At 54.3% G+C, this 21,212-nt stretch carries 17 protein-coding genes and 2 pseudogenes; 17 read left to right on the top strand and 2 right to left on the bottom strand.

Going from position 1 to position 21,212, the window contains the following annotated elements; genetic code table 11:
- The first annotated feature begins 3 nt into the window (after positions 1 to 3).
- The 6 genes and pseudogenes from HGBM_RS03490 (at position 4) to HGBM_RS03465 (ending at position 5,484) form a co-directional block, all read left to right on the top strand.
- The gene (locus HGBM_RS03490; protein WP_019119705.1) at positions 4 to 387 is read left to right on the top strand and encodes an MFS transporter; all 384 of its coding nucleotides are present in this window, start codon (positions 4 to 6) and stop codon (positions 385 to 387) included.
- Positions 388 to 422: 35 nt separating this feature from the next.
- Positions 423 to 1,568 carry an acetyl-CoA acetyltransferase gene (locus HGBM_RS03485; protein WP_019119704.1) on the top strand — a complete coding sequence of 382 codons (1,146 nt, stop codon included), beginning with the start codon at positions 423 to 425 and terminating at the stop codon, positions 1,566 to 1,568.
- A gap of 2 nt (positions 1,569 to 1,570) precedes the next feature.
- Positions 1,571 to 1,969, top strand: coding sequence for a Zn-ribbon domain-containing OB-fold protein (locus tag HGBM_RS03480; RefSeq protein WP_019119703.1), 399 nt, complete (start codon positions 1,571 to 1,573; stop codon positions 1,967 to 1,969).
- Positions 1,970 to 2,009: 40 nt separating this feature from the next.
- Positions 2,010 to 2,408, top strand: a complete 399-nt coding sequence (locus tag HGBM_RS31270; RefSeq protein ID WP_218916983.1) for a CoA-binding protein — start codon at positions 2,010 to 2,012, stop codon at positions 2,406 to 2,408.
- 44 nt (positions 2,409 to 2,452) lie between these two features.
- Positions 2,453 to 4,150 carry an acetate--CoA ligase family protein gene (locus HGBM_RS26515; RefSeq protein WP_218916982.1) on the top strand — a complete coding sequence of 566 codons (1,698 nt, stop codon included), beginning with the start codon at positions 2,453 to 2,455 and terminating at the stop codon, positions 4,148 to 4,150.
- Positions 4,151 to 5,484, top strand: a pseudogene (locus HGBM_RS03465) (MFS transporter).
- Between the two features lie 93 nt (positions 5,485 to 5,577).
- On the opposite strand, the gene HGBM_RS03460 reads toward HGBM_RS03465, so the two are convergent.
- Positions 5,578 to 6,309 carry an aspartate/glutamate racemase family protein gene (locus tag HGBM_RS03460; RefSeq protein ID WP_019119700.1) on the bottom strand — a complete coding sequence of 244 codons (732 nt, stop codon included), beginning with the start codon at positions 6,307 to 6,309 and terminating at the stop codon, positions 5,578 to 5,580.
- A gap of 201 nt (positions 6,310 to 6,510) precedes the next feature.
- Between HGBM_RS03460 and HGBM_RS03455 the strand changes: the two genes are divergently transcribed.
- From HGBM_RS03455 to HGBM_RS03430, 6 genes are all read left to right on the top strand, one after another.
- Positions 6,511 to 7,911, top strand: coding sequence for a sigma-54 interaction domain-containing protein (locus tag HGBM_RS03455; protein ID WP_019119699.1), 1,401 nt, complete (start codon positions 6,511 to 6,513; stop codon positions 7,909 to 7,911).
- 197 nt (positions 7,912 to 8,108) lie between these two features.
- Positions 8,109 to 9,251 (top strand): S-methyl thiohydantoin desulfurase family protein, encoded by a 1,143-nt coding sequence (locus tag HGBM_RS03450; RefSeq protein WP_026074182.1) that lies wholly within the window; start codon positions 8,109 to 8,111, stop codon positions 9,249 to 9,251.
- Complete coding sequence (locus HGBM_RS26510; protein WP_019119697.1) at positions 9,232 to 10,623, top strand: hydantoinase/oxoprolinase N-terminal domain-containing protein; 1,392 nt, start codon at positions 9,232 to 9,234, stop codon at positions 10,621 to 10,623. Before HGBM_RS03450 ends, HGBM_RS26510 begins: the two co-directional genes overlap by 20 nt.
- Positions 10,624 to 10,663: 40 nt before the next feature.
- Positions 10,664 to 11,986 carry a purine-cytosine permease family protein gene (locus tag HGBM_RS03440; RefSeq protein ID WP_019119696.1) on the top strand — a complete coding sequence of 441 codons (1,323 nt, stop codon included), beginning with the start codon at positions 10,664 to 10,666 and terminating at the stop codon, positions 11,984 to 11,986.
- Between the two features lie 34 nt (positions 11,987 to 12,020).
- Positions 12,021 to 13,118 carry an S-methyl thiohydantoin desulfurase family protein gene (locus HGBM_RS03435; RefSeq protein WP_019119695.1) on the top strand — a complete coding sequence of 366 codons (1,098 nt, stop codon included), beginning with the start codon at positions 12,021 to 12,023 and terminating at the stop codon, positions 13,116 to 13,118.
- Positions 13,115 to 14,695, top strand: a complete 1,581-nt coding sequence (locus HGBM_RS03430) for a hydantoinase/oxoprolinase family protein (RefSeq protein WP_019119694.1) — start codon at positions 13,115 to 13,117, stop codon at positions 14,693 to 14,695. Before HGBM_RS03435 ends, HGBM_RS03430 begins: the two co-directional genes overlap by 4 nt.
- A gap of 141 nt (positions 14,696 to 14,836) precedes the next feature.
- Here the strand turns inward: HGBM_RS03430 and pdxR are convergent.
- Positions 14,837 to 16,236: pseudogene (gene pdxR, locus HGBM_RS26505) on the bottom strand (MocR-like pyridoxine biosynthesis transcription factor PdxR).
- Positions 16,237 to 16,357: 121 nt separating this feature from the next.
- Here pdxR and HGBM_RS03420 point away from each other — a divergent pair.
- From HGBM_RS03420 to HGBM_RS03395, 5 genes are all read left to right on the top strand, one after another.
- The gene (locus HGBM_RS03420; protein WP_019119693.1) at positions 16,358 to 17,317 is read left to right on the top strand and encodes a proline dehydrogenase family protein; all 960 of its coding nucleotides are present in this window, start codon (positions 16,358 to 16,360) and stop codon (positions 17,315 to 17,317) included.
- 104 nt (positions 17,318 to 17,421) lie between these two features.
- Complete coding sequence (locus HGBM_RS03415; RefSeq protein ID WP_019119692.1) at positions 17,422 to 18,123, top strand: FadR/GntR family transcriptional regulator; 702 nt, start codon at positions 17,422 to 17,424, stop codon at positions 18,121 to 18,123.
- An 88-nt stretch (positions 18,124 to 18,211) separates the two neighbouring features.
- Complete coding sequence (locus HGBM_RS26500; protein ID WP_019119691.1) at positions 18,212 to 19,159, top strand: hydantoinase B/oxoprolinase family protein; 948 nt, start codon at positions 18,212 to 18,214, stop codon at positions 19,157 to 19,159.
- A 24-nt stretch (positions 19,160 to 19,183) separates the two neighbouring features.
- Positions 19,184 to 19,381 (top strand): hypothetical protein, encoded by a 198-nt coding sequence (locus HGBM_RS03405; protein ID WP_019119690.1) that lies wholly within the window; start codon positions 19,184 to 19,186, stop codon positions 19,379 to 19,381.
- Positions 19,382 to 19,890: 509 nt separating this feature from the next.
- Complete coding sequence (locus tag HGBM_RS03395) at positions 19,891 to 21,120, top strand: MFS transporter (protein ID WP_019119688.1); 1,230 nt, start codon at positions 19,891 to 19,893, stop codon at positions 21,118 to 21,120.
- Positions 21,121 to 21,212: the final 92 nt, after the last annotated feature.

Here is a 21,212-nt window from a genome sequence, read left to right as displayed (position 1 = left end):
CCCGTGTCGATAACCATCTTGTTTTTAATGTCAACCATGTTTATCGCCAATATCGGCTGCGGAGTCATCCTGCCAACCCTGCCGTTTCTGTCCCGGCACATCGGGGCCACATCGTTTGAGATGGGGTTAGCCTTATCGGTCTTCGCGATTACCCAGCTCTTGTCAAGTTCACTGTGGGGCGTGTTAAGCGATCGCCTCGGCAGACGGCCCGTGCTTATCTTCGGCATCGTCGGCTATGGTGTCTCGTCGGCCCTCTTGGGATTTGCGCCCCGTGTCGCGGTGAGTCCCCTATTTTTTCTCGGCTGCTCTGATGTTCCTCACGATCGGCGTCTACCTGACTTGGGTGTATGCGGCACGCAGGCACAGTCGGCTGATGCAAGGAAATAAATGTAATACCTTACGTTTTATAGGGGGTGTGTGAAGTGAAATCAGAACGGGTAGCGGCGATCGTCGGCGTCGCGGAGTCGGACCTGGGCGAAACGCCCGGAAAAAACGTGTTGCAACTGCAGGCCCAGGCGGCTCGGGCGGCCCTGGATGATGCCGGATTTACCAAAGATGATGTCGATGCCTTGTTCACTGCGGGCAGCTGGGCCTGGGCGACCAATCTCATGCTCGGTGAATACCTGGGTATCCGGCCGTCCTATACGGATGGCACCAATATTGGCGGATCTTCCTTTGAGCTGCACATCTGCCACGCTGTTGCCGGAATCAAGGCGGGTTTGTTTGACGTCGCGCTCATCACCTATGGGAGCACGCAGCGGACGGATCGCTCGCGAAATCGATCCATGCCCGTTGTGCCGCTGACTGAACAGTACGAGCGGCCCTTCGGGTTGCCGACCCCGGTCGGCGCTTATGCCCTGGCGGCAATGCGGCACATGCACCTGTACGGCACGACTTCGGAGCAGCTGGCGGAGATCGCCGTCGCCACGCGCAAATGGGCGGCGCTAAACGAGAAGGCGTTCATGCGCGAACCGATCGAGATCGCCGACGTACTGGCATCGCGCTGGATCGCCGAGCCGCTGCACCTGCTGGACTGCTGTCTGGTCACGGATGGCGGCGGGGCAGTCGTCGTCGCTTCCCGCCGGGCGGCGGCCCGCGCGAAAAAGCGGCCGGTCTGGATTCTCGGCCACGGCGAGACCCACACGCACAATACGATCTCCAACATGCCGGATCTCACAATGACGGGTGCGAGGGAATCAGGCCGGCGGGCGTTTGAGATGGCCGGGGTCAGACACGACGAGATCGACGTGGCGCAGATCTACGATTCGTTTACGATCACGGTGCTGTTGACGCTGGAAGCATTAGGTTTTTGCAAGCCGGGAGAAGGCGGTGCGTTTGTCAGCGGCCAGCGAACGGCGCCGGGCGGGCCGTTTCCGATGAACACGAACGGCGGCGGGCTTTCCTACTGCCATCCGGGCATGTACGGGATTTTCCTGCTGGTCGAAGCGGCCCGGCAGCTGCGGGGCGAGTGCGGGGAACGCCAGGTGCCCGATGCCAAGCTGGCGCTTGTCAACGGAACGGGCGGGGTGCTCTCGTCTACTTCTACCTTGATTCTGGGGAGGGATTAAACGTGGCCGGGCAGATACCAAAACCTGTGATCGACGACGATTCAAGGCCTTTTTGGGAAGGGCTGAAGCGAGGTGAATTGCTGATTCAGCGGTGCGGCGACTGCAATCGGTCGATTTTCTACCCGCGAGCGCTTTGCCCACACTGTTTTTCCGAACGCATCGCTTGGGAGAAGGCCAGCGGTCGCGGACGGATATACAGCTATACCGTCGTGCATCGGGCATTTGGTCCCTATGCAGATGAGACTCCCTATTTCGTGGCGATCGTCGAGCTGGAAGAGGGGGTCAGAATGATGACCCGCATCCTTGGAGACAGAGAGAAGATCGCCATCGACAACCGGGTAGAAGTCATATTTGAACAGGTGGACGACGACCTGACGCTGCCGTATTTTCAGCTGGCCTGACAGTGTTTGAATATTCCGAATTCAACTGGAGGTGATTGGATTGAAAGCGAAGGTGGCCGTTTCGCCAGAGCGATTGCGCCAGTTTTTCAACCCGAAACAGATCGCTCTCGTCGGCGCGACGGATAAGTCCCGCTGGTCGGTGTTTACGTTTGGCAACCTGAAGAGCCTGCAATTTTCAGGTGAGATCTACTGCGTCAATCCCAATCGCGATGTTGTTCACGGCCAAAAGGCATACCGTTCCCTGCTGGATATCGAGGGGCCGGTCGATCTGGCTTACGTGATGGTCTCGACGGGTCAGATCATGCAGGTGATGAGCGAAGCCGCGCAAAAAAACATTCGCAACCTGGTTCTGCTAACCTCGGGGTTCAGCGAGACCGGCCCCGAGGGAAGCGATTTGGAGCGCGAGCGCTCGCTTTTGCCGAGGCGCAAGATCAGCTGATCCTGGGGCCAAACGGCAACGGGTTTATCAACGTAACCGCACAGTTGACGCCGTACGGGCTGCCGATCACTCCGCCGCTTTCAGCAGGCCCTGTCGCAGTGGTGCTGCAGAGCGGAGCCCTCGCCAGCTCGATCATGACACTGGCGCAGGCCCGCAACGTAGGCCTTAGCTTCCTGGTCGCGATGGGGAACGAGACGATGATCTCGGCGACGGACGTGATCGACTATCTGATCGAAGACGAAGCGACCAAGGTGATCGCCCTGTTTTTGGAATCGATCCGCCAGCCTGACGAGTTTGCCCGCGTCGCCCGCAAAGCCCTGGCGAGCGGCAAGCCGGTCGTCGCGCTAAAAATTGGCCGGAGTGAAGAAAGCGCCCGCACGGCGATGGCACATACGGGGGCCCTGGTGGGCGACGACGCGGTCAACGATGCCGTCTTCCGGCAGCTTGGCGTCATCCGGGTAAGCTCGCTCGAAGATCTCGTCACGACTGCGGGATTGCTCGGTTATACGGGGCCGCTCCCCGGACGGCGGATGGGCGTGGTGACGCCGTCCGGAGGGGCTTGCGACATCTTGTCCGACCGCGCCCAGGACGAGGGCATCGATCTTCCACCATTCGCCCCAAAGATCGTGCATGAGCTGAAGCAGATCGTTCCTGCTTTCTCCACCGTTCACAATCCGCTGGATGTGACCGGGTACGTTGTCGTCGACAGGACGTTGCTTACGCGAGCCCTGCAGGCTGTCACGAACGATCCCGGCCTCGACTTCATTCTCTGTCTGACGGAACCGCCTCGGGTTGCTCCGGAGGATCCCGCGCCTGTCTACGAACAGTTCGAGGGATTGTCGCAAATCGTCAAGGAGTCAAAACGGCCGATCGTCCTCGTCACCAATACCGGTCTCGACATCACCGCCTTTGGGCGCGAGGTAGTCGATCGGTACGGTCTTCACTTTGTCGGCGGGATGGAGCATGGCATGACAGCGCTTGGCAAGGCGCTCTGGTGGCACGAAAATTACCGAGCGAGTCAGGATTTCGCTGGCGGTAAGCAGTTGCAGGTCAGCAAAACAAGCGATAACGCGTACGGGATCGAAGCATGGTCGGAGTATCAGGCCCGCCAGTTCCTGCAGCAGCACGGGGTGCCGGTGGTTCCCGGCCTGTTGGCCAACAGCCCCCGCGAAGCGATCGAGGCCGCGCTGGAGCTGGGCTTGCCTGTGGCGTTGAAAGTGCAGTCCCAAGACATTCCTCACAAGAGCGACATCGGCGGCGTCCGCTTGCACCTGCGGACGGTGCGGGAGGTGGAGGAAGCGTACCACGCCATTCGAATGAATGCAGAGCGGCGGGCTCCCGGCAGCAGGGTAGAGGGGATCCTGGTCAGTCCGATGCGGCAGGCGGGAACAGAGTTGTTGGTCGGGGTGGTCAAAGATCCGCTGTGGGGACTTGTGCTGGCTGTCGGGCTCGGCGGGGTTTTTGTCGAAGTGCTGAAGGATACCAGCCTGCGCGTGCTTCCCGTAGACCGGGCCGAGATCGTGGCCATGCTGGAAGAACTCCGCGGCGCTCCGCTGCTGAAAGGCGTGCGGGGCGGGGTCAAAGCCGATTTGGAGCAGGTCGTAGATGCGATCTACCGGCTCACCCTGGCGGCCCTTTCCGTCTCCGACCAACTGCAGGAGCTGGAAATCAATCCGTTGTGGGTTCACGGTGCCGAGGTGGAAGCTTTGGACGCGCTCATCAAATGGGGGAAGGCGATGTGAATGGTGAATTTTTCTGGGTTGTTGTCCCGGGAACTGACGGTATATCCAACTGGCGGGCGTCGGGTATGGCTGTTGTTCATCGCGATTTTGGCAAACTTTATCGCTTCCTACGAGGCACAAATCGCGCCCGTGCTGCCGCTGCTGTTAAACGATCTCAACATCAGTTTGGCACAGTACGGGATGGTCTCGGCATGTTCCGTGCTGGCCTCCGCATTATCCGCGCTGCTCTTCGCTCCCTTGGCCGACCGCTACGGAGGGTCAAATTCCTGGTACCCAGCTTGTTTTTGACCTGTGTCTGCGTCTACGCCATGGTTTTGGTAGAAACCTTGTCCCAGCTGCTGGTTTTGCGGATCATCCTCGCCTTCGTCGACGGGATTGCAGTCGGCACCACGGCAGGGCTGGTACGCGATTTTTCGCCGCGGCTGGGCAGGGCGCTTGCCTTTGGTTTCTGGACGTTCGGTCCGCTCGGATCCAACTTCTTCGCCAACGCGATGGCAGGCTGGACACTTCCGATTTTTCACGTGTGGCAGTCGCAATTCGTCATCGGCGGCACGATCGCCCTGCTCTCGTCGATCGTCATCCTGTTTCATATTGCCGATTTGTCGCCGAAGCTGCGTTCGCGAATCATTCACAGCGCGGAGGAAATGGAAGCACAAAATGACAAACCCCTGCCAATGGACTCCTCGGAGAAAACCCCGAAGATGCGGGAAATCCTCCGCTATCCGCACATCTGGACACTCTGTATCGGCATCACGCTGTTTCTGCTCACCTACATGACCATCGCCAGCTTTGGCACCAAGCTGCTCGTCGACGCCTTCCATTACGATGCCCATCAGGCTGCCTCGATCGCCAAATACTTCTGGCTGTTCAACCTGTTTACGCTGCTGTTGGCCGGATGGATTTCCGACCGCCTCCAACTGCGGAAAATCGTTTCGCTCACAGGCGCTGTGCTGTTTGCCATCTATATGGTCTTCTTCATTTCTCTATTCGGTACCGAGGTGCCGGAAGGACAGATGATGATCTATACGTCTCTTTTGGGAGGATTGATCGGGATCGCCTACGGACCGTGGTGTGCCTTGTTCTCGGAAAACGCCGAAGACGTCAAGGCTTCCCTGCAGTCGTCGGCCTGGGGGCTGTTCGGCTTTGCCAGCCGGGTCGTCAGTCTTACCGTCTACTTCGCAGCGCCCATCGTCGTGGCCGCACACAGTTGGGAAACCTGGCTGTGGATCGCTGTTGGCGTCGGTGTCATCGTCTACATCCCATTCCTGTTTACCGGCAGGGGACCGTGGTTTCGCAGGAAGGAGGAGAAGATCACGTTTACGCCGGCACCATGACGGCTGTGCATTGTTGATGACAGGGAGGAGAGGCCTGGCGCGGCGCTCCTCCCTGGATTTTGTCTTGTTTACCATCCGCCATGCTGCAGATGGTTAGCCGCGGCCGCAGAAAGTCCGCTGTTTTGGCGGCGGCGTCATATACGTGAGTTTGCTGTGGCGGATGCCCATGTGCACGATGCTCTCCAGCATTTTAATCGCAGCAAAAATCGGGTCGATCACCGGTACGTCATAACCCTTGGCTGCCAGGGATTTTTGGATATCAGCGGCGACACCCATCATCCCCGTGCATCCCAAAATGAGGGCATGGGCCTGGTCCAGCTCGATCGCTTTAACGGCCTCTTCCACCAAGACCTTCGTCAACCGCTCTTTGTCATCCACCTCGAGGACAGGAATGTTGACGGAGCGGATCGATGCCAGCTTTTCATGTACACCGTAGATGCGGGCATTATTTTTGATCGTCGGGATGACATTGGGCAGGACAGTCAGAACGCTGAAGGATTGGCCAAGCATGCTTGCGATATGCATGGAAGATTCGCCTGGCCCGACAACCGGAATCCGCAATAACTCGCGGGCTGGTTTTACCGCCGGATCGGCAAAACAGTTGCTGATGATCCCTTCATATCCTTCTTTTTCCGCTTCGACTGCCTTCTCCAGGAAGTTCGGCACACAGAGTGCTTCATCGTACTCGCTTTCAATCGAAGCAGGCCCAAAGTCCAGGCAACAGACGCCCACCTCTGTTCCCTTGCTGGCGTAGTATTCCCCCTCGCGCTTCATCTCCGCTAAAAAGATGGGAGAAGTAATCGGCAGTATCACTTTTATCCTCATGATAAATCCCTCCTGCAATTTTTTGCCGCCGCCGGCGACGAGCCTTGCCTTGTCAGTTCCCTCCTTTTTTGCCCCTGCCGACAGACAGACGTGCCGTGTACCCTACCTGTATAGCAAAAACAATGCCAGCATCAGGTTACAATGGCCGTATTCTATGCTATTTTCAAATGAGAACTTTCGCGTAAACAAGGGAGGTACGAGATGAACGAAAAGGAACGACTGCAGGAAGAACGGAAGTTGCTGCTGCAGGAGGTGGAAGCCCTGCTGTCCATGATTGCGGCACCTGTGCTGGTCATTGATCAGAACGGCGCTATCCTTCATGTCAATACACTGGCGGAACAGGCCTGGCGGCGATCCCAGATCACCTTGACAAACAAGCAGATAGCAGAGCTCATCGACCAGGAAGATATCTTGACCTATCTCAAGCAGGGGAAACCGACGAAAAACCTTCCCGTCCAGATCAAGGATTCTACCGGTGGACATCATCCCTACCGCTGCCGTCTGCACCCGCTTTTTGTCAATCAAAAGGTGGCCGGGGCTGTCCTGCAGTTGATGAAACAGGAGCCAATCCCGGAGCAGGGAGCAGACCGAAGATATCGGGTCAGGTATACCTTTCACGATATTCGCGGCAGCAGTGAAGTGCTGACCTCTTTGCTTGCGGAAGCGGAAAAAGTGGCAAAAAGCGATTCGACTATCCTCGTGCGCGGCGAAAGCGGGACGGGAAAAGAAGTATTGGCACAAGCCATTCACCATGCCAGCCTGAGAAGCGACGGGCCGTTTCTTGCCCTTAATTGCGCTGCCATCCCGGAATCGCTGTTGGAAAGCGAACTGTTCGGCTATGAAGAGGGAGCCTTCACCGGGGCAAAAAAAGGGGGGAAGATGGGCCGATTTGAATTGGCTCGCGGCGGCACTTTGTTTCTGGACGAAGTGGGCGATATGCCCCTGCACTTGCAGGCGAAGCTGCTGCGCGTGCTGCAGGAGAGAAGAATCGAGCGGGTCGGCGGTTCGGGATCGATTCCGATTGACGTCAGGGTTATCGCAGCAACCCATAAAGATCTGGAAGCGATGATCGCCAGGCAGAAATTCCGCGAAGACCTCTACTATCGCCTGAATGTCATCCCGCTCGTTATGCCGCCCCTGCGGGAGAGGAAGGCAGATTTGTACGATCTGATTCATTATTTTATGAAGAAATTCAGCGTTCGGCTGGACAAAGAAATCAAACGCTTTTCTTCGCAGGCACTGCAGTGTCTATATGACTATCATTGGCCCGGCAACGTGCGAGAGTTGGAAAATGTAGCGGAATACATCATGAACCTGGAGATCGGCGAGCTCGTTACTGTCACCAGTCTACCTGCCTATATGAGGAATGCCCCGGCAAGAGGGGCTGAACCGGATTTTCCTGTGATAAAACGGACGGAGGTGCCGGAAACCACCTATTTGAACTTTGACGAAGCCGAAAAAAAGCTGCTTTTTGAGGCGCTAAAACGGTTTGGCATGAGTACAGAAGGCAAAAGAAAAGCGGCCGAGGCACTGGGAATCAGCGTATCAACCCTGTATCGCAAATTACAGAGGATTCGTCGCGAGAATAAATTATCAAGATGAGAAATCAAGAGAAATAGAGGGAAAAATCTATAAATTTTGCGAAATGAGACAACAATTCCCGAAAGCTGCTGATTTTAGCCATAAAAAATACTTCTCTCAAGCCGTTGTTTCACGTTTTTCTCCCCTTTTTTAGGCAATGGGGACGGGCAGGGCGTTGGCATGGGATATGCTACTACAAAAAAACGGGGGGGGGCAACATGAACAGTGTGATTCAGGAACGAGATATTCCGTCGTTAGCTTGTGGAGCCAGATATCTGGGTTCTGGAGGGGGAGGAAACAGCTATCTTTTGCAGTTGTTAACCATGAGAGCGATACGTGATTGCGGACCGGTTCCCTTTGTGTCAGCTTTGGCAATGGATGAGGGGACATGGTCAGCGCCCGTTGCCATCATGGGGTCACCCAGCATTTTAAATGAGAAAATTCTCACCGGAGTGGAACTGCTGCAGGCTGTTCAGATTCTTGAAGAGCAAGCAGGCATCCGCATTGATGCACTTATGGGGCTGGAGATTGGCGGGCTCAATGCACTTACCCCGGTATTGGCCGCTGCGTTGTCCGGCCGCCCCCTGTTGGACAGCGATGGAATGGGCAGGGCGTTTACCGAACTGCAAATGACCACCTTTCACGCTTTTGGTGTTTCGGCCTCCCCGCTTGTGATGGTAAACGAACAAGGGAGGTGGGAACACATTGCGACTCCGTCTAACTGGGACGTCGAGTGGATCGCTCGCAGAAAAGTGATCGATTTGGGGGGCTGGGCGACAATTGCGAGCTACCCGATGAAACTGCAACAGGTAAAAGAAGTGGGCATTCACCAGAGCTTTTCCCTGGCCAAGCGCCTTGGTGATTCCGTTATCGCCGCCAAGGAGGACATTCATCAGGTCATGAAGGCATTGGTGCAGATCTTTTCGCATTCCCTCTACGGCAGACCGGCCAAGTTGATCGAGGGAAAAGTGGTGGAACTGGAACGCCGCATTACCGGAGGCATGATGAACGGCATGCTGGTCATCGAGGGCGAAGGCGAGCATATCGGTGAGCAGTTGGAAGTCGTGTTTCAAAATGAGTTTTTGCTGGCAAAACAAGGTGATCGTTTGATAGCGACGGTACCGGATCTCCTCTGTGTCTTGGATGTGGACAATGGCTTTCCGATTGTCGTGGAAGAGATGGAAAATCACAAAAAAGTGTGGGTCGTTGCCATACCGGCACATCCGTTGATTCGACATTCCAAAATGCTGCAGACGGTGGGGCCAAAACGATACGGCTTGGCGAAAGAGTTCATTCCGCTGGAGCAGTTGCGGCAGTCGGATGACAGGGAGGCAGAGGGCCATGTATCGGCTGGGTATTGATGTAGACGGAGTTAACACCTATTGCGTTGTTGTGAGTCAAAATCTTCAGGTTATTTGCAAGGCCCAGTTGCCGACGACGGATGATGTCCTCACTGGGATCGAACAAATCGTCCGGCATGTTTTGCAGCATGCAGGCTTGCATCCCAGTCAGATCAAGGCGGTGATCATCGGAACGTCCCAAGGTTACAAAGCTCTGCTGGATCATCAGAACCTGGCAGGTGTCATTACGATCCGGCTGGGGACGTCAAAAGGGAGTATTCCTCCTCTCTACGAAGCTGACCAGTCGCTCCAGCAAGCGATCCGTTTGCGATATGTGGAGCTTCCCGGCGGTCACATGGTAGACGGCACCCCTTACCCGATGGAGAACTCACGATCCTTGCTGGAACAATTTCTGCGCGGTGTTTCGGTAAATCCGGACGATGCCTTTGCGATTGCCAGTACGTTTTCGCCGATGAACGGAGACCATGAACGTCAGGTGGCTGCCTGGATAAAGCAGCTGTGCGGTACGCATGTCTCTTTGACGATGTCACATGAAATCGGCAACATTGGATTTCTCGAAAGGGAAAATACGGCAGTATTAAATGCAGCTCTTGCGCGGAGCATGCGGCAGACGCTCTGCGGCTTAACCGAACTGTTCCAATGCCTGGGGGTCTCAGCCGGAATCTTTCTCACCCAAAATAACGGATCCGTCATGTCGCACACATACGCTCTTCGCTATCCCATCCGGACGCTCTGTTCCAGGGCATGCAACAGCTTTCGGGGTGCGGCGTTTTTGGCCGGGCGCAATGACTGTGTGATGGTTAACGTGGAGGAAAATCTCACGCACATCGGGATCTGGAAAAAAGGTTTCCCCAAGTTAATCGGGGTCGGAAGGAAGATAGCCGGGATTCCCGTCAATCTGCAAATGCCGGAAATCTCGACGCTTGATTGGGGAGCGAAGCGGGAGGTAGACGACGATGCTTTGGACCGCATTTACCAGGCAATCCAACGATATCAACCCCGCTTTGAACCGCTCCCCATTCTCTTCACCGGGGAAGGCAGCGAAAAGGTGGTACCGCTTTTCAAGTATCCCTGGGCTGATGTGGTTCAGACGGATCACACCGCTTACGTGAGTGCGATCGGTGCCTGCATCGCCCCGATCAGCGGTCATGTTGACCGCATGTACTGGTTGAACGAAAATAACGGACGTGATGAAGCAATTGCCCTGGCAAAAGAAGAGGCGGTCAAGGAAGCAGTCCTTGCCGGAGCCAACCCGGAAACAGTCAATATACAAGCAATCGAGGCAGCCCCACTTTCTTACATTCCCTGCCAAGCATTGCGCATTCAGGTAAGGGCGACAGGATTGATCGAACCAAACGGGCCTTTTCGCTGAGTGGAAGGAAAAAATCTGAAAAGGATAAGGGGGGTTGTGGATGACAGGAAGTTCAAATATGGCTGACGATTACTCGCTTACGCGCGTTCCGGGGAGCGCCCGCCTTCCCATGTGGGAGGTACTGCTGGTGAGGATCGGGGCATTAACCGCCCTTTCGCAGTTTATGTTGGGAGCCGCACTGGGATTTGGCATGACCTTCTGGCAGGCACTCTGGGCTACGATGCTGGGAAGTCTGATTTTGGAGGTCGTCAGCCTGCTGATCGGAATAGCAGGTGCGAGAGAAGGAATGTCCACCAGCCTCTTGGCCCGTTGGAGCGGGTTTGGCCGATACGGTTCGGGGATTATCGGTGCTGTGATCGCGGTTGGTTCGATCGGCTGGTTTGGCGTGCAAAATTCCGTATTTGCCACAGGTTTGAACGAGGCCTTGGGCGGCGCGCTCGGATTTCCGCTGTCGGCTGCATTGACCGGAATGTTCGTCACCGCGATCGTCATCTACGGGTTCAAGTGGTTGAGTTGGACAGCCAAAATTGCCGTTCCCTGTTTTTTTGCTGTGGTCGCTTATGGCATTTATGATGTCTTATCCCATCACTCAATAGGTGATTTAATCGCAGCACCAGCACCCGGTCCCGCGCTGTCGCTCGGTATGGCCGCGACGATGGTGGCAGGGGGGTACATGATCGGTGCGGTAATCACCCCGGATATGAGCCGCTTTTGCCACGATGGCAAGGACGTCCTGTGGATGACGCTGATCAGCACGATCGCGGGTGAACTGGGAGTGAACATGATTGCCGTGTTAATGGCGCACGCCATCGGAAGCTCTGATGTCGTCGAAATCATCCTGCAGACGGCCGGTTGGCTGGGGGCGGCGATCGTCGTATTTGCCACAGTGAAGATCAACGATCTCAATTTGTATTCTTCTTCGCTGGGAATAACCAACCTGATCGATTCGATTTTTCACGTCAAGCTCAACAGGGGAATGATTACGCTCATTCTCGGGGTCGTCGGAACGATTCTCTCTGTTTTGGGGATCCTGGATAAATTCGTAGACTTCCTGGTCCTCTTGGGAATCTGGATTCCGCCTGTCGGAGGGATCATGGTCGTCGACTATTTCATCCTCAAGCGTAGCAGACGCGCGCTGGACGAAAGCCGCGAAGCGGGGAGGCTGCCGGACAATGTAGAGTCGCTAAATCCGGTAACGATCATCGCCTGGATTCTCGGATTCCTGGCGGGGTATTTGATAGAAGCCGGCATACCGTCGCTTAATTCATTGCTCACGAGCGGAGTGGCGTACTACTTGGGGATGAAACTGTTCATGTCGTTGAAGGGGCAAAAGGCTGCCAACGTGAGTGAAGAAATCAAATAAATGTGAACCGCACAACCGAACGGGAGGAAGCACGATGAGGTACTTAGGAAAACAGGAAATCGAAGATATCGCCGTAGGAGCAGCCTTGCTGGGGACAGGCGGAGGCGGGGATCCTTACATCGGAAAGCTGATGACGCTCCAGGCAATCGAGGAATACGGTCCCATCCAACTGCTGACAGTCGACGAAGTGCCCCAAGACGCCCTCGTCGTTTCCTCAGGGATGATGGGAGCTCCTACGGTCATGATCGAGAAGGCGCCGAGCGGTCACGAAGCCCGCAAGGCATTTCAGATGTTGGAAGGTTTTCTCGGCCAAAAGGTATTCGCTACGTATCCGATAGAAGCCGGCGGGCTTAATTCCATGCTTCCATTGGCGCTTGCCGCCCAGATGGGTCTGCCGGTTGTGGATGTGGACGGGATGGGGCGCGCCTTCCCCGAACTGCAGATGGCGACTTTCTACCTCGACGGGATCGCTGCCACTCCGATGGCCATCGCTGACGAAAAAGGAAACGTCAATCTCATCGATACGATTGACAGTCTTTGGGCCGAACGGATCGCGCGCAGCGCTACGATCCAAATGGGCGGTTCTGTCATGTTCGCCATCTACCCGATGAAGGGGCGGCAGTTGAAAGAAAGCGGCATTCACAATATCTTAAAACTGGAAGAAGACTTGGGCCGGACGATCAGACTTGCCAAGGAGCAAAACACGGAGCCGATCCGGGAAATTCTCGCCATCACCAACGGATTTGAACTATTCCGCGGCAAAGTCATCGATATCAACCGAAAGACGGAAACGGGGTTCGCCCGGGGGACGGCCAGCATGGAAGGCTTGGAAGAGTATAAAGGCGAGACGCTCAAGCTCCGTTTCCAAAACGAGCACCTGATCGCGATGACAGAAGAACGGCTCCTCTGTGTCACTCCTGACCTGATCGCCGTATTGGATGCAGAGACAGGGGTGCCGATCACGACAGAAGGACTGCGTTACGGAGCGCGAGCGGTCGTCATCGGGATCCCCTGTCATCCCAAATGGCGGACAGCCAAGGGGATTGAAACTTGTGGGCCGGGGTATTTTGGCTATGACGTAGAGTATCTGCCGGTTGAAGAGCTTGCGAAGAAGGGAGTGGCCGAGCGATGAGTTACCGGATTGGAATTGACGTGGGCGGTACCCACACGGACGGAATCCTGCTGGACGCCAAATATCAAGTGATTGCCGAGACGAAGTGCGCGACGACGGAGGATGTCAGCAGCGGCATTTATCAAGCGATGCGCGAAGTCATTGCAAAAGCGAATGTTCAGCGTGACAGAATCGGCTTTGCGATGCTGGGTACTACGCATTGCACGAACGCCATCGTCGAAAGAAAGCGCCTGAATTCGGTCGCCGTGATTCGCATCGGAGCGCCGGCCACACTGGCGGTCAAACCGCTGATCGGGGTTCCCGAGGACCTGCGGGAGAAGCTTGGCAAATACGTCTACATCGTTCGCGGCGGCCACGAATTCGACGGCAGACAGATGGCCGACTTGGATGAAGCAGAGCTTTCCCGGATCGCCGATACCTTGAAAGGGAAAGTGGATTCGGTAGCTGTAACCTCTGTCTTTTCCCCCGTTTCCAAGGATCACGAGCTGCGCGCTGCAGAAATTCTGCACGAAATTTTAGGAGACCAGGTATCCATCTCCTTGTCCCACGAGATCGGCAGCGTTGGTCTGTTGGAGCGGGAAAATGCCACGATTCTGAACGCAGCCGTCGTGAATGTCGCCAAAACAACGGCCCAGGGCTTTATGCAGGCTTTGCGGGAAGAAGGGATTGAGGCAAAAGTCTTTCTTGGACAAAATGACGGCACCTTGATGAGCGTTGAATACGCGATGAAATACCCGATTTTGACGATTGCCTGCGGCCCGACCAACAGCATTCGCGGGGCTTCCTATCTGTCAGGATTGGGGGACGCGCTAGTCGTCGATGTTGGCGGCACCACCACAGATATAGGCGTTTTGGTCAACTCTTTCCCGAGAGAATCTTCCCTGGCCGTCGAGATCGGAGGAGCCCGTACCAATTTCCGCATGCCGGACTTGATCTCGATCGGCTTGGGCGGCGGCACAATCATCAGGATTGAGGAAGACGGAAGCTTTAAGGTGGGCCCTGACAGTGTCGGCTATCAATTGACTCGGAGGGGATTGGTCTTCGGCGGGGATACGCTGACCGCTACCGATGTCGCTGTCGCACTAGGCAAAACCCAATTGGGTGATCCGGCAAAAGTGGCACACCTGGACAAAGGAGTTCTGCAAAAGGTGTACAACAGGATCGTTGAAATGGTTGAAGAGGCGATAGATCGGATGAAAACAAGCGCCGATCCGGTTCCAGTCATCCTCGTCGGCGGCGGAAGCATATTGCTTCCCGATGAAATGAAAGGGGCTGCTTCGGTGATCCGGCCAGAGCACTTCGGGGTGGCCAATGCGATTGGCGCGGCGATCTCTCAAATTAGCGGCCAGGTAGAACGGGTCTTTTCTCTAGATGAACTTGGGCGGGAAAAAACGCTCGAACTGGCCAAGCAAATTGCCGTAGATGAAGCAATAGCGGCAGGGGCAGAACCCGGGTCGATCGAGATTGTCGACATAGAGGACGTACCTTTGGCGTATCTTCCAGGCAACGCGACCAGAATCCGGGTGAAAGCGGCCGGCAATCTGTCGGTCAAGACTGAACCAACGTTGTCTAACTAGGGTCTATAACCAATTGGATGAACCATTACCGGCTCCCTGCATGTCTGAAGGGGCCGGTTTTTCGTGTGTGAAAGTCCGCTTTGAATTGCCGTCATTGCCGCTCGCCCAGGGGTTGGGCGAAGTCGAACCCGCGGCTATACGCTAGATCGGATCAAGCGCACACCGCAACCTTCGTACCCCTTCTTCGATCTCCTCGATTGTGGAGTTTCCATACCCTAAAATAATTTTGTTTTTATGCTTTCCCTTTGCGATCGCGTGAAGCTCTACCGGGTAGACCTTCACCTTGTGCTGGGTGATTTCTGCCGCTTTCTGCTCGGAAAATTCCGTATTCGCGAATTCCGCGATCAGGTGCAAACCCGTAGAATCGCCGGAAATCTTTGCCTTGCCCGCAAATTCTTTGGCGAAACTGGCTTTCATCGCGTCGCGGCGAGCCTGATAGACCTTCCTCATCTTCTTGATATGCCGTTCCAGATGCCTTTCATGGATAAAACGGGCCAATGTCAGCTGTTCGAATGACGGGGTGTGAAGGTCGGTAAACCACTTCAGACTCTTGCATCGTTCGACCAGAGCGGGAGGAAGAATGACATAGCCCAATCGAAGCGCGGGAGAGAGGATTTTGCTGAACGTTCCGATGTAGACGACCCGATCCGGATCCAAGCCTTGGAGCGAGCTGATCAGCCCACTTTGGTAACGAAATTCGCTGTCGTAGTCGTCTTCCACGATATAACAATCGGCTCTCCTGGCGAACTGAATCAGTTGGATCCGCCGTTGGATGGGCAGCGTTCCCCCCCAACGGAAACTGATGGGAGGGAGTGACGAAGATAAACCCCGGTTTTTTACCCGACGGCAGCAGGTCCGTTTTCATGCCAAACTCATCGACCGGGATTGGACACAGAGCAGAACCCGGAGCGGAAAAGATCGTCTGGATGTCGCGGGTGATCGGGTCCTCGATGATCACCTCTTTTCCTGGTGAAAGAAGCAGGTTGGCCATCAGGTAAAGTGCCTGGGTTGCCCCGGATGTGATCACCAACTGATCGGGATGGCAATGAACCCCTCTCGTCCGCTTCAAGTATCCAGACAGGACATGCCTTAATTCGTAACACCCTTCGGGATGACCGTAACCAAAGCGTGTGTGGGAGCTGTCCAGAACCACTTGTTTGGCGATCTGTCCCCAGGTGTGTCGAGGAAACATGTCTAAAGCCGGAACGAAAATCAATGACATCCCCGTTCTTCCCTTTCAGCACTTCCGCTGCGGAAAAAAAGGGCAGGTCAGTCTCGTGCTGCAATCGCTCCAACGAAGCTCCCTCGGCAACATATGTCCCCGATCCCTGCTGTCCGACAATAAAGCCTTCCGCTAACAGCAGCTCATAGGCTTCAATGATCACATTGCGGGAAACCCCAATGCTGGAAGCGAGTTCACGGGTAGACGGGAGGCGCTCTTGCGCCCGTAGCTCTCCGGCCAGAATTCGCGTGCGCAAATGTTCATAGACCTGTCTGGCCAGGGGAAGCTCGAGTGACCGATCGATCGGAATCCAGAACATGCTCACATCATCCCTCCTTGAGAAGTGGTACTGTAAAAGTTCTTGAAAAGTGGCACTCATGCAAACCAGTTTACCATGCTATCGTCAAGAGAGAAAGTTCACACAAAAAAGGAGTGGAATGATGTTCACAGAAGAACAGGCTTTAGCCGTTCAAGCGTTAAAATCGATCGCCAGAGACGAGCGGATCAAATCGTACATCCAACGCTCAAAGGACCTGTATCCGCTGCTGCGCCGCGCAGCCAAGCGCTTCGTCGCAGGTGAAACCAGGGAACAGGGAATTGGCGCCGGACTGGAACTGCATCAAAAAGGATATGCCATTTCGCTTGAATACATCGGAGAAAATACCCGAACGGCAAAGGAGTGCATCCAAGCGAAAAATGAATTTTGCGACTTAATCACAGAGGCGGGTCGGCGCTCAATACCGGCGACCATCTCCCTGGATTTATCCCACATCGGTTTGGCTGTCGAACCGGAACTTGCCCTCGCCCATTTGCGCGAGCTGGCGGAAGCGGCAAAAAAGAACGGTCTTTCCGTCATGATCAGCATGGAGGAGTCACAAAAGACCAGCCAGATCATCGAGGTGTACCAACGACTGGGGAATGAATACCCGCATGTCGGGATCACGATCCAGGCTCATCTGCATCGCTCTGCCGACGATTTGCTGGAACTGCGTAAATATCCGGGAAGGATCCGAATCGTAAAAGGCGCCTATCAAGAACCTCGCGAGGCTGCGCTGCCGAGATCACAGGAGCTGACGGAACGCTATCTGTCGATGGTTGACACATTGGCAGAAGCAAACCATCCCGTGTCAATCGCGACACATGATGAATCCATCATTCGGGAAGTGCTGCAAAGAGATTACGCCAAGCAGCCCCATGTCGAATTTGAAATGCTGTATGGCGTCCGTACCGAATTACTCTCGCAGTTGAAGGAAAAAAGGTGCCGGACAAAGGTGTATGTCATATACGGAACAGAGTGGTACCTGTATCTTTGCCATCGGCTCGCTGAATACCCGCCGAACATTTTTGTCGCGATTGCGGATATGGCGCAGCCCGACCATGTCGAACGAGCATCCTATTAGTCTTGGCATTACAGTATTGAAATTTCAGAAAATATAAAATGTAATACCCTTTAGCTGGTACTACCGGTAATACGAGTTGTACCACTAGGGGGTGGTGTTGGGGAATGGAGGACCTATTGTACATCGAAATTTCGGCGGAAATCGAAAAGAAAATCAACCAGGGCATTTATCAAGAAGGAGAAAAACTGCCTTCCGAAAGAGAATTAACCCATGATCTTCAGGTAAGCCGAAATGTCATCAGACAAGCTTTAACCATTCTTCGCGAAAAAGGAATCATCATGATCAGGCCCGGGAAAGGAGCTTATGTTACACGGCTGAAAGACAATATTGTAAGCGACTCGCTAAAGAGGATTGCCCAAAAATACGAATCCTCGATCGAAGATATTTTGGAAGTGAGAGAGGAACTGGAGATATCCATTACCAAAAAAGCCGTGCAAAAAGCTACAGGGGGAGATGTCAAAAAATTAAAACTTATCTGGGGGGTGATGGAAACGAAACAAAGCCGGGCAAGCGAATATTTGGAGGAAGACCTCAACTTCCATGTGGCTCTGGCTGCGTCAACGCAAAATCCGCTATTCACCGTGCTGATTCGCTCATTCTTTGACATGACGGAGAAATCGCCTTTTACCTTGACGAATTTAACCAGCGGCTACATTGATGTGATCCAAAAAGCCCAAAAGCAGCATTGGGAACTCATTGAAGCGATCGAAAGCAAGGATGAACCAAAGGCTGTAAGGATTATCCGGGATCATATGAACTTGTTCAGGGAAGAGATCCATTTTTTACGGGGGCAAAAAATGATCTGAATTTGCTTGGTTTTGCATGTCACATGGGCACGATTGCAAAGGAGGGGCATATGGCCAAATACGTTTGCGGGATTGATGTTGGAGGAACGTGTTTGCCATTCAGGCCACCGTGTTCGTTGAAGATGATGAGGTGGTCGTTGATTTTAACGGTTCTTCGCCGCAGGCCAAAGGACCGATCAATGCGACCTACGGGGTAGCGGTATCGGCTGTATACAATGCGCTTTTGCACGTAACCGATCCGGAAATCCCGCGCAATTCCGGTTGTTTCCGGCCCATCAAGGTGATTGCTCCAGGGGGAACGGTGGTCAACGTGGATTACCCGGGTGCAGAAGTGGGCGGCAATACGGAGACGCATCCGCGTATCGCGCTGACGGTCATCGGGGCTTTTTCCCAAGCCATTCCGGAGAAGGTGATGGCGTGTGAAGGCGGCACGCATATCAACTTTGTATTTGGCGGCTATCACGAAGAGTACGATGAGTATTTTGCCTGCTATGACCTGGAATCCGTTGGCTGGGGAGCCCGCCCGTATGCAGACGGGAATAACATGTGCGATTCGATCAACGGAAATTGTCGCTCCACACCGGTCGAAGTGTTCGAAACGAGGTTTCCCTGGTTGATCGAAGCGTTTGCCCTGAAGCAGGATTCCGGCGGGGCGGGGGCTTTCCGCGGCGGTTTGGGCGCAGAAAAAACGATGCGATGCCTGGCGGAATTGATCACAGTCAGTCAAATGACCGACCGCCACCGCATTGCACCATGGGGGTTGTTCGGAGGCAAAGAAGGCGGCTTGGGCGCGACTCTCATTTTGAAAAACGGAGAGACGAAGTGGCAGACAGTCAGTGAGGCATATGGACGCATCTCTTCCAGCAAGTATTCCAATGTGGAAATTCGGAAAGGGGACCGCGTCAAGCTTGTCACCCCTGGCGGAGGCGGGTATGGCGATCCGAAAACAAGAGATCTCTTCGCACTTGAGGAGGACCTGCTGGATGGGTTTATCTCCGCAGAAGCGGCCAAGGCATACGGCTGGAACCATTCCTAAATCGCCAAGAGGGGGAAACGACCGATGAAATTTTCCAGCAATGGCTTTTATGTTGAAAAATACGAAAAGTGCTCCATTTGTGGAAAGCTGGTCTACGCAGATCGCATTGAAAAGCTTGACGACTCCGGCAAAACGGTTCTGTACTGTTCAGACTGGTGTGTAGAATGGCCCGCCAAAAAAGCAGAGCTGTTGAAGCAAAGAGAGAAATTCGCCTCGCTTTAAGTGCGTAGTGAAAAATCGTGCATTTTTACAAAACGATGTGTTGACACGACATCAAAAGTCATACTATACTTTGCATTACCAAGTAATTACTTTTTTCATACCAGAAGAAGGAGGTAACAGACAATGGTTTGGGATAATGGTTTCATTCACTTTACAGATGCAGCTTTTACCAACAACCAAATACAAAAAAACCATCCCGATCACTCTGTGCCCTTGGTGTATGCTTCGTGTTCGCAACTTGACTGATCAGTTGCGGATGCTGCGAGTCCAACAAGTATGAGAATCCACAAAGACAGACGTCGGGAACCCGGCGTCTTTTTTATGGCGATGAGACGTCGGGAAAGATACCGACGTCTTTTTCACGGGAACAGGCGTCGGATCATCCGACGTTTTTTGTGTCATGGGATAAGGAGGGGTTGACGATGTTTCCATAAAACGGCGCATCAAATTTTACCGGCTGGATTGAGGCGACAGCTTCCGGTCCAGCATGATAAGGAGAGGGGAATCACATGACAGGAAACACAGAATCAAAAGCTTCAATGGGGGACTTGTTTCGCAACCGAGTCGTCCGCACCATCTTGCTTTCCGTTTTTTTTCTGCAGATTGGCATCTGGGTTCGCAATTACTCTATTTTGCTATTTGTCATGGAAAAGACGAGCGGGGACCCGGTCGCTGTTTCACTCATTTACGTGGCTGAATTTGCGCCGATCTTCTTGTTTTCGTTTATTGGCGGCACATTCGCCGACCGCTGGCGGCCCAAGCGGACCATGGTCTGGTGTGATCTGCTCAGCTCTGCATCGGTGTTTGCCGTGTTGTTGACGCTCGTATTCGGCAGTTGGAAAGCGATTTTCTTTGCGACGCTGGTATCGTCCATCCTGTCGCAGTTTTCCCAGCCGTCGGGGATGAAGCTGTTCAAGCTGCATGTTCCGGAAGCACTGATCCAGATGGGAATGTCCTTGTACCAGACGATTTTCGCGCTGTTTATGATCCTCGGACCGGTCATCGGTACGTTCGTCTACCAGCATTACGGCATTGATATCGCGATTGGCGCCATGGGGATTGCCTTTTTGCTGTCGGCTGCCGTGCTGCTTTTGCTCCCTCCGGACCGGATTGAAGAGAAGCGGAAAGAGAAGACGATCTGGGAAGAAATGAAGGCCGGATTCCGTTACGTGCTGCAAAATCGCACGCTTACCTTGCTTGGCGGCTGTTTTGCGGCGGCTGGCCTAGCGATCGGCCTGATTCAACCGCTGTCCGTCTTCATTATCACCGAGCGGCTCGGCTTGCCAAAAGAACAGCTTCAATGGCTCATGGCGGCGAATGGGATCGCGATGATCTTGGGAGGAATCCTGGTGATGGGCTTGGCCAAAAAGATCGCGCCGCTAAAGCTGCTCTTGATCGGGATGACGATGAGTGCTTGCGGGTTCCTGGTGATGGGCTTGTCGAGCCAATTGTGGCTGACGCTGACGGCTCAATTCATCGGCGGACTGGCCATGCCTTGCATCTCGATCGGCATTAACACGATGATTCTGCAAAATACGGAATCCGATTTCGTCGGCCGGGTCAACGGCATTTTAAACCCTGTTTTCATGGGCACCATGATCCTCACGATGAGCGTCTCAGGCTGGTTGAAATCGGTATTCTCGCTGATGGCGATGTTTGAAACCGCCACGGTGCTGTTCATCGTCGGCGTCATCATCATGCTGCCTTTGCTGAAGGTTCCAGCGGCACAAAGGGAATAAAGTGGTTTTGCCTCTGCCTCCTGTCCAAAAAAAGATAAGGAGGCTTTTTCCGTTCGCCGACGAGCCGACCACCGATCTCGATGCAGAACAGA

It is taken from the genome of Brevibacillus massiliensis (assembly GCF_000311785.1).
GTDB lineage: Bacteria > Bacillota > Bacilli > Brevibacillales > Brevibacillaceae > Brevibacillus_C > Brevibacillus_C massiliensis.
Note: the sequence above shows the minus strand (reverse complement) of the source record. Positions and strands in the feature narration are given on the sequence as shown.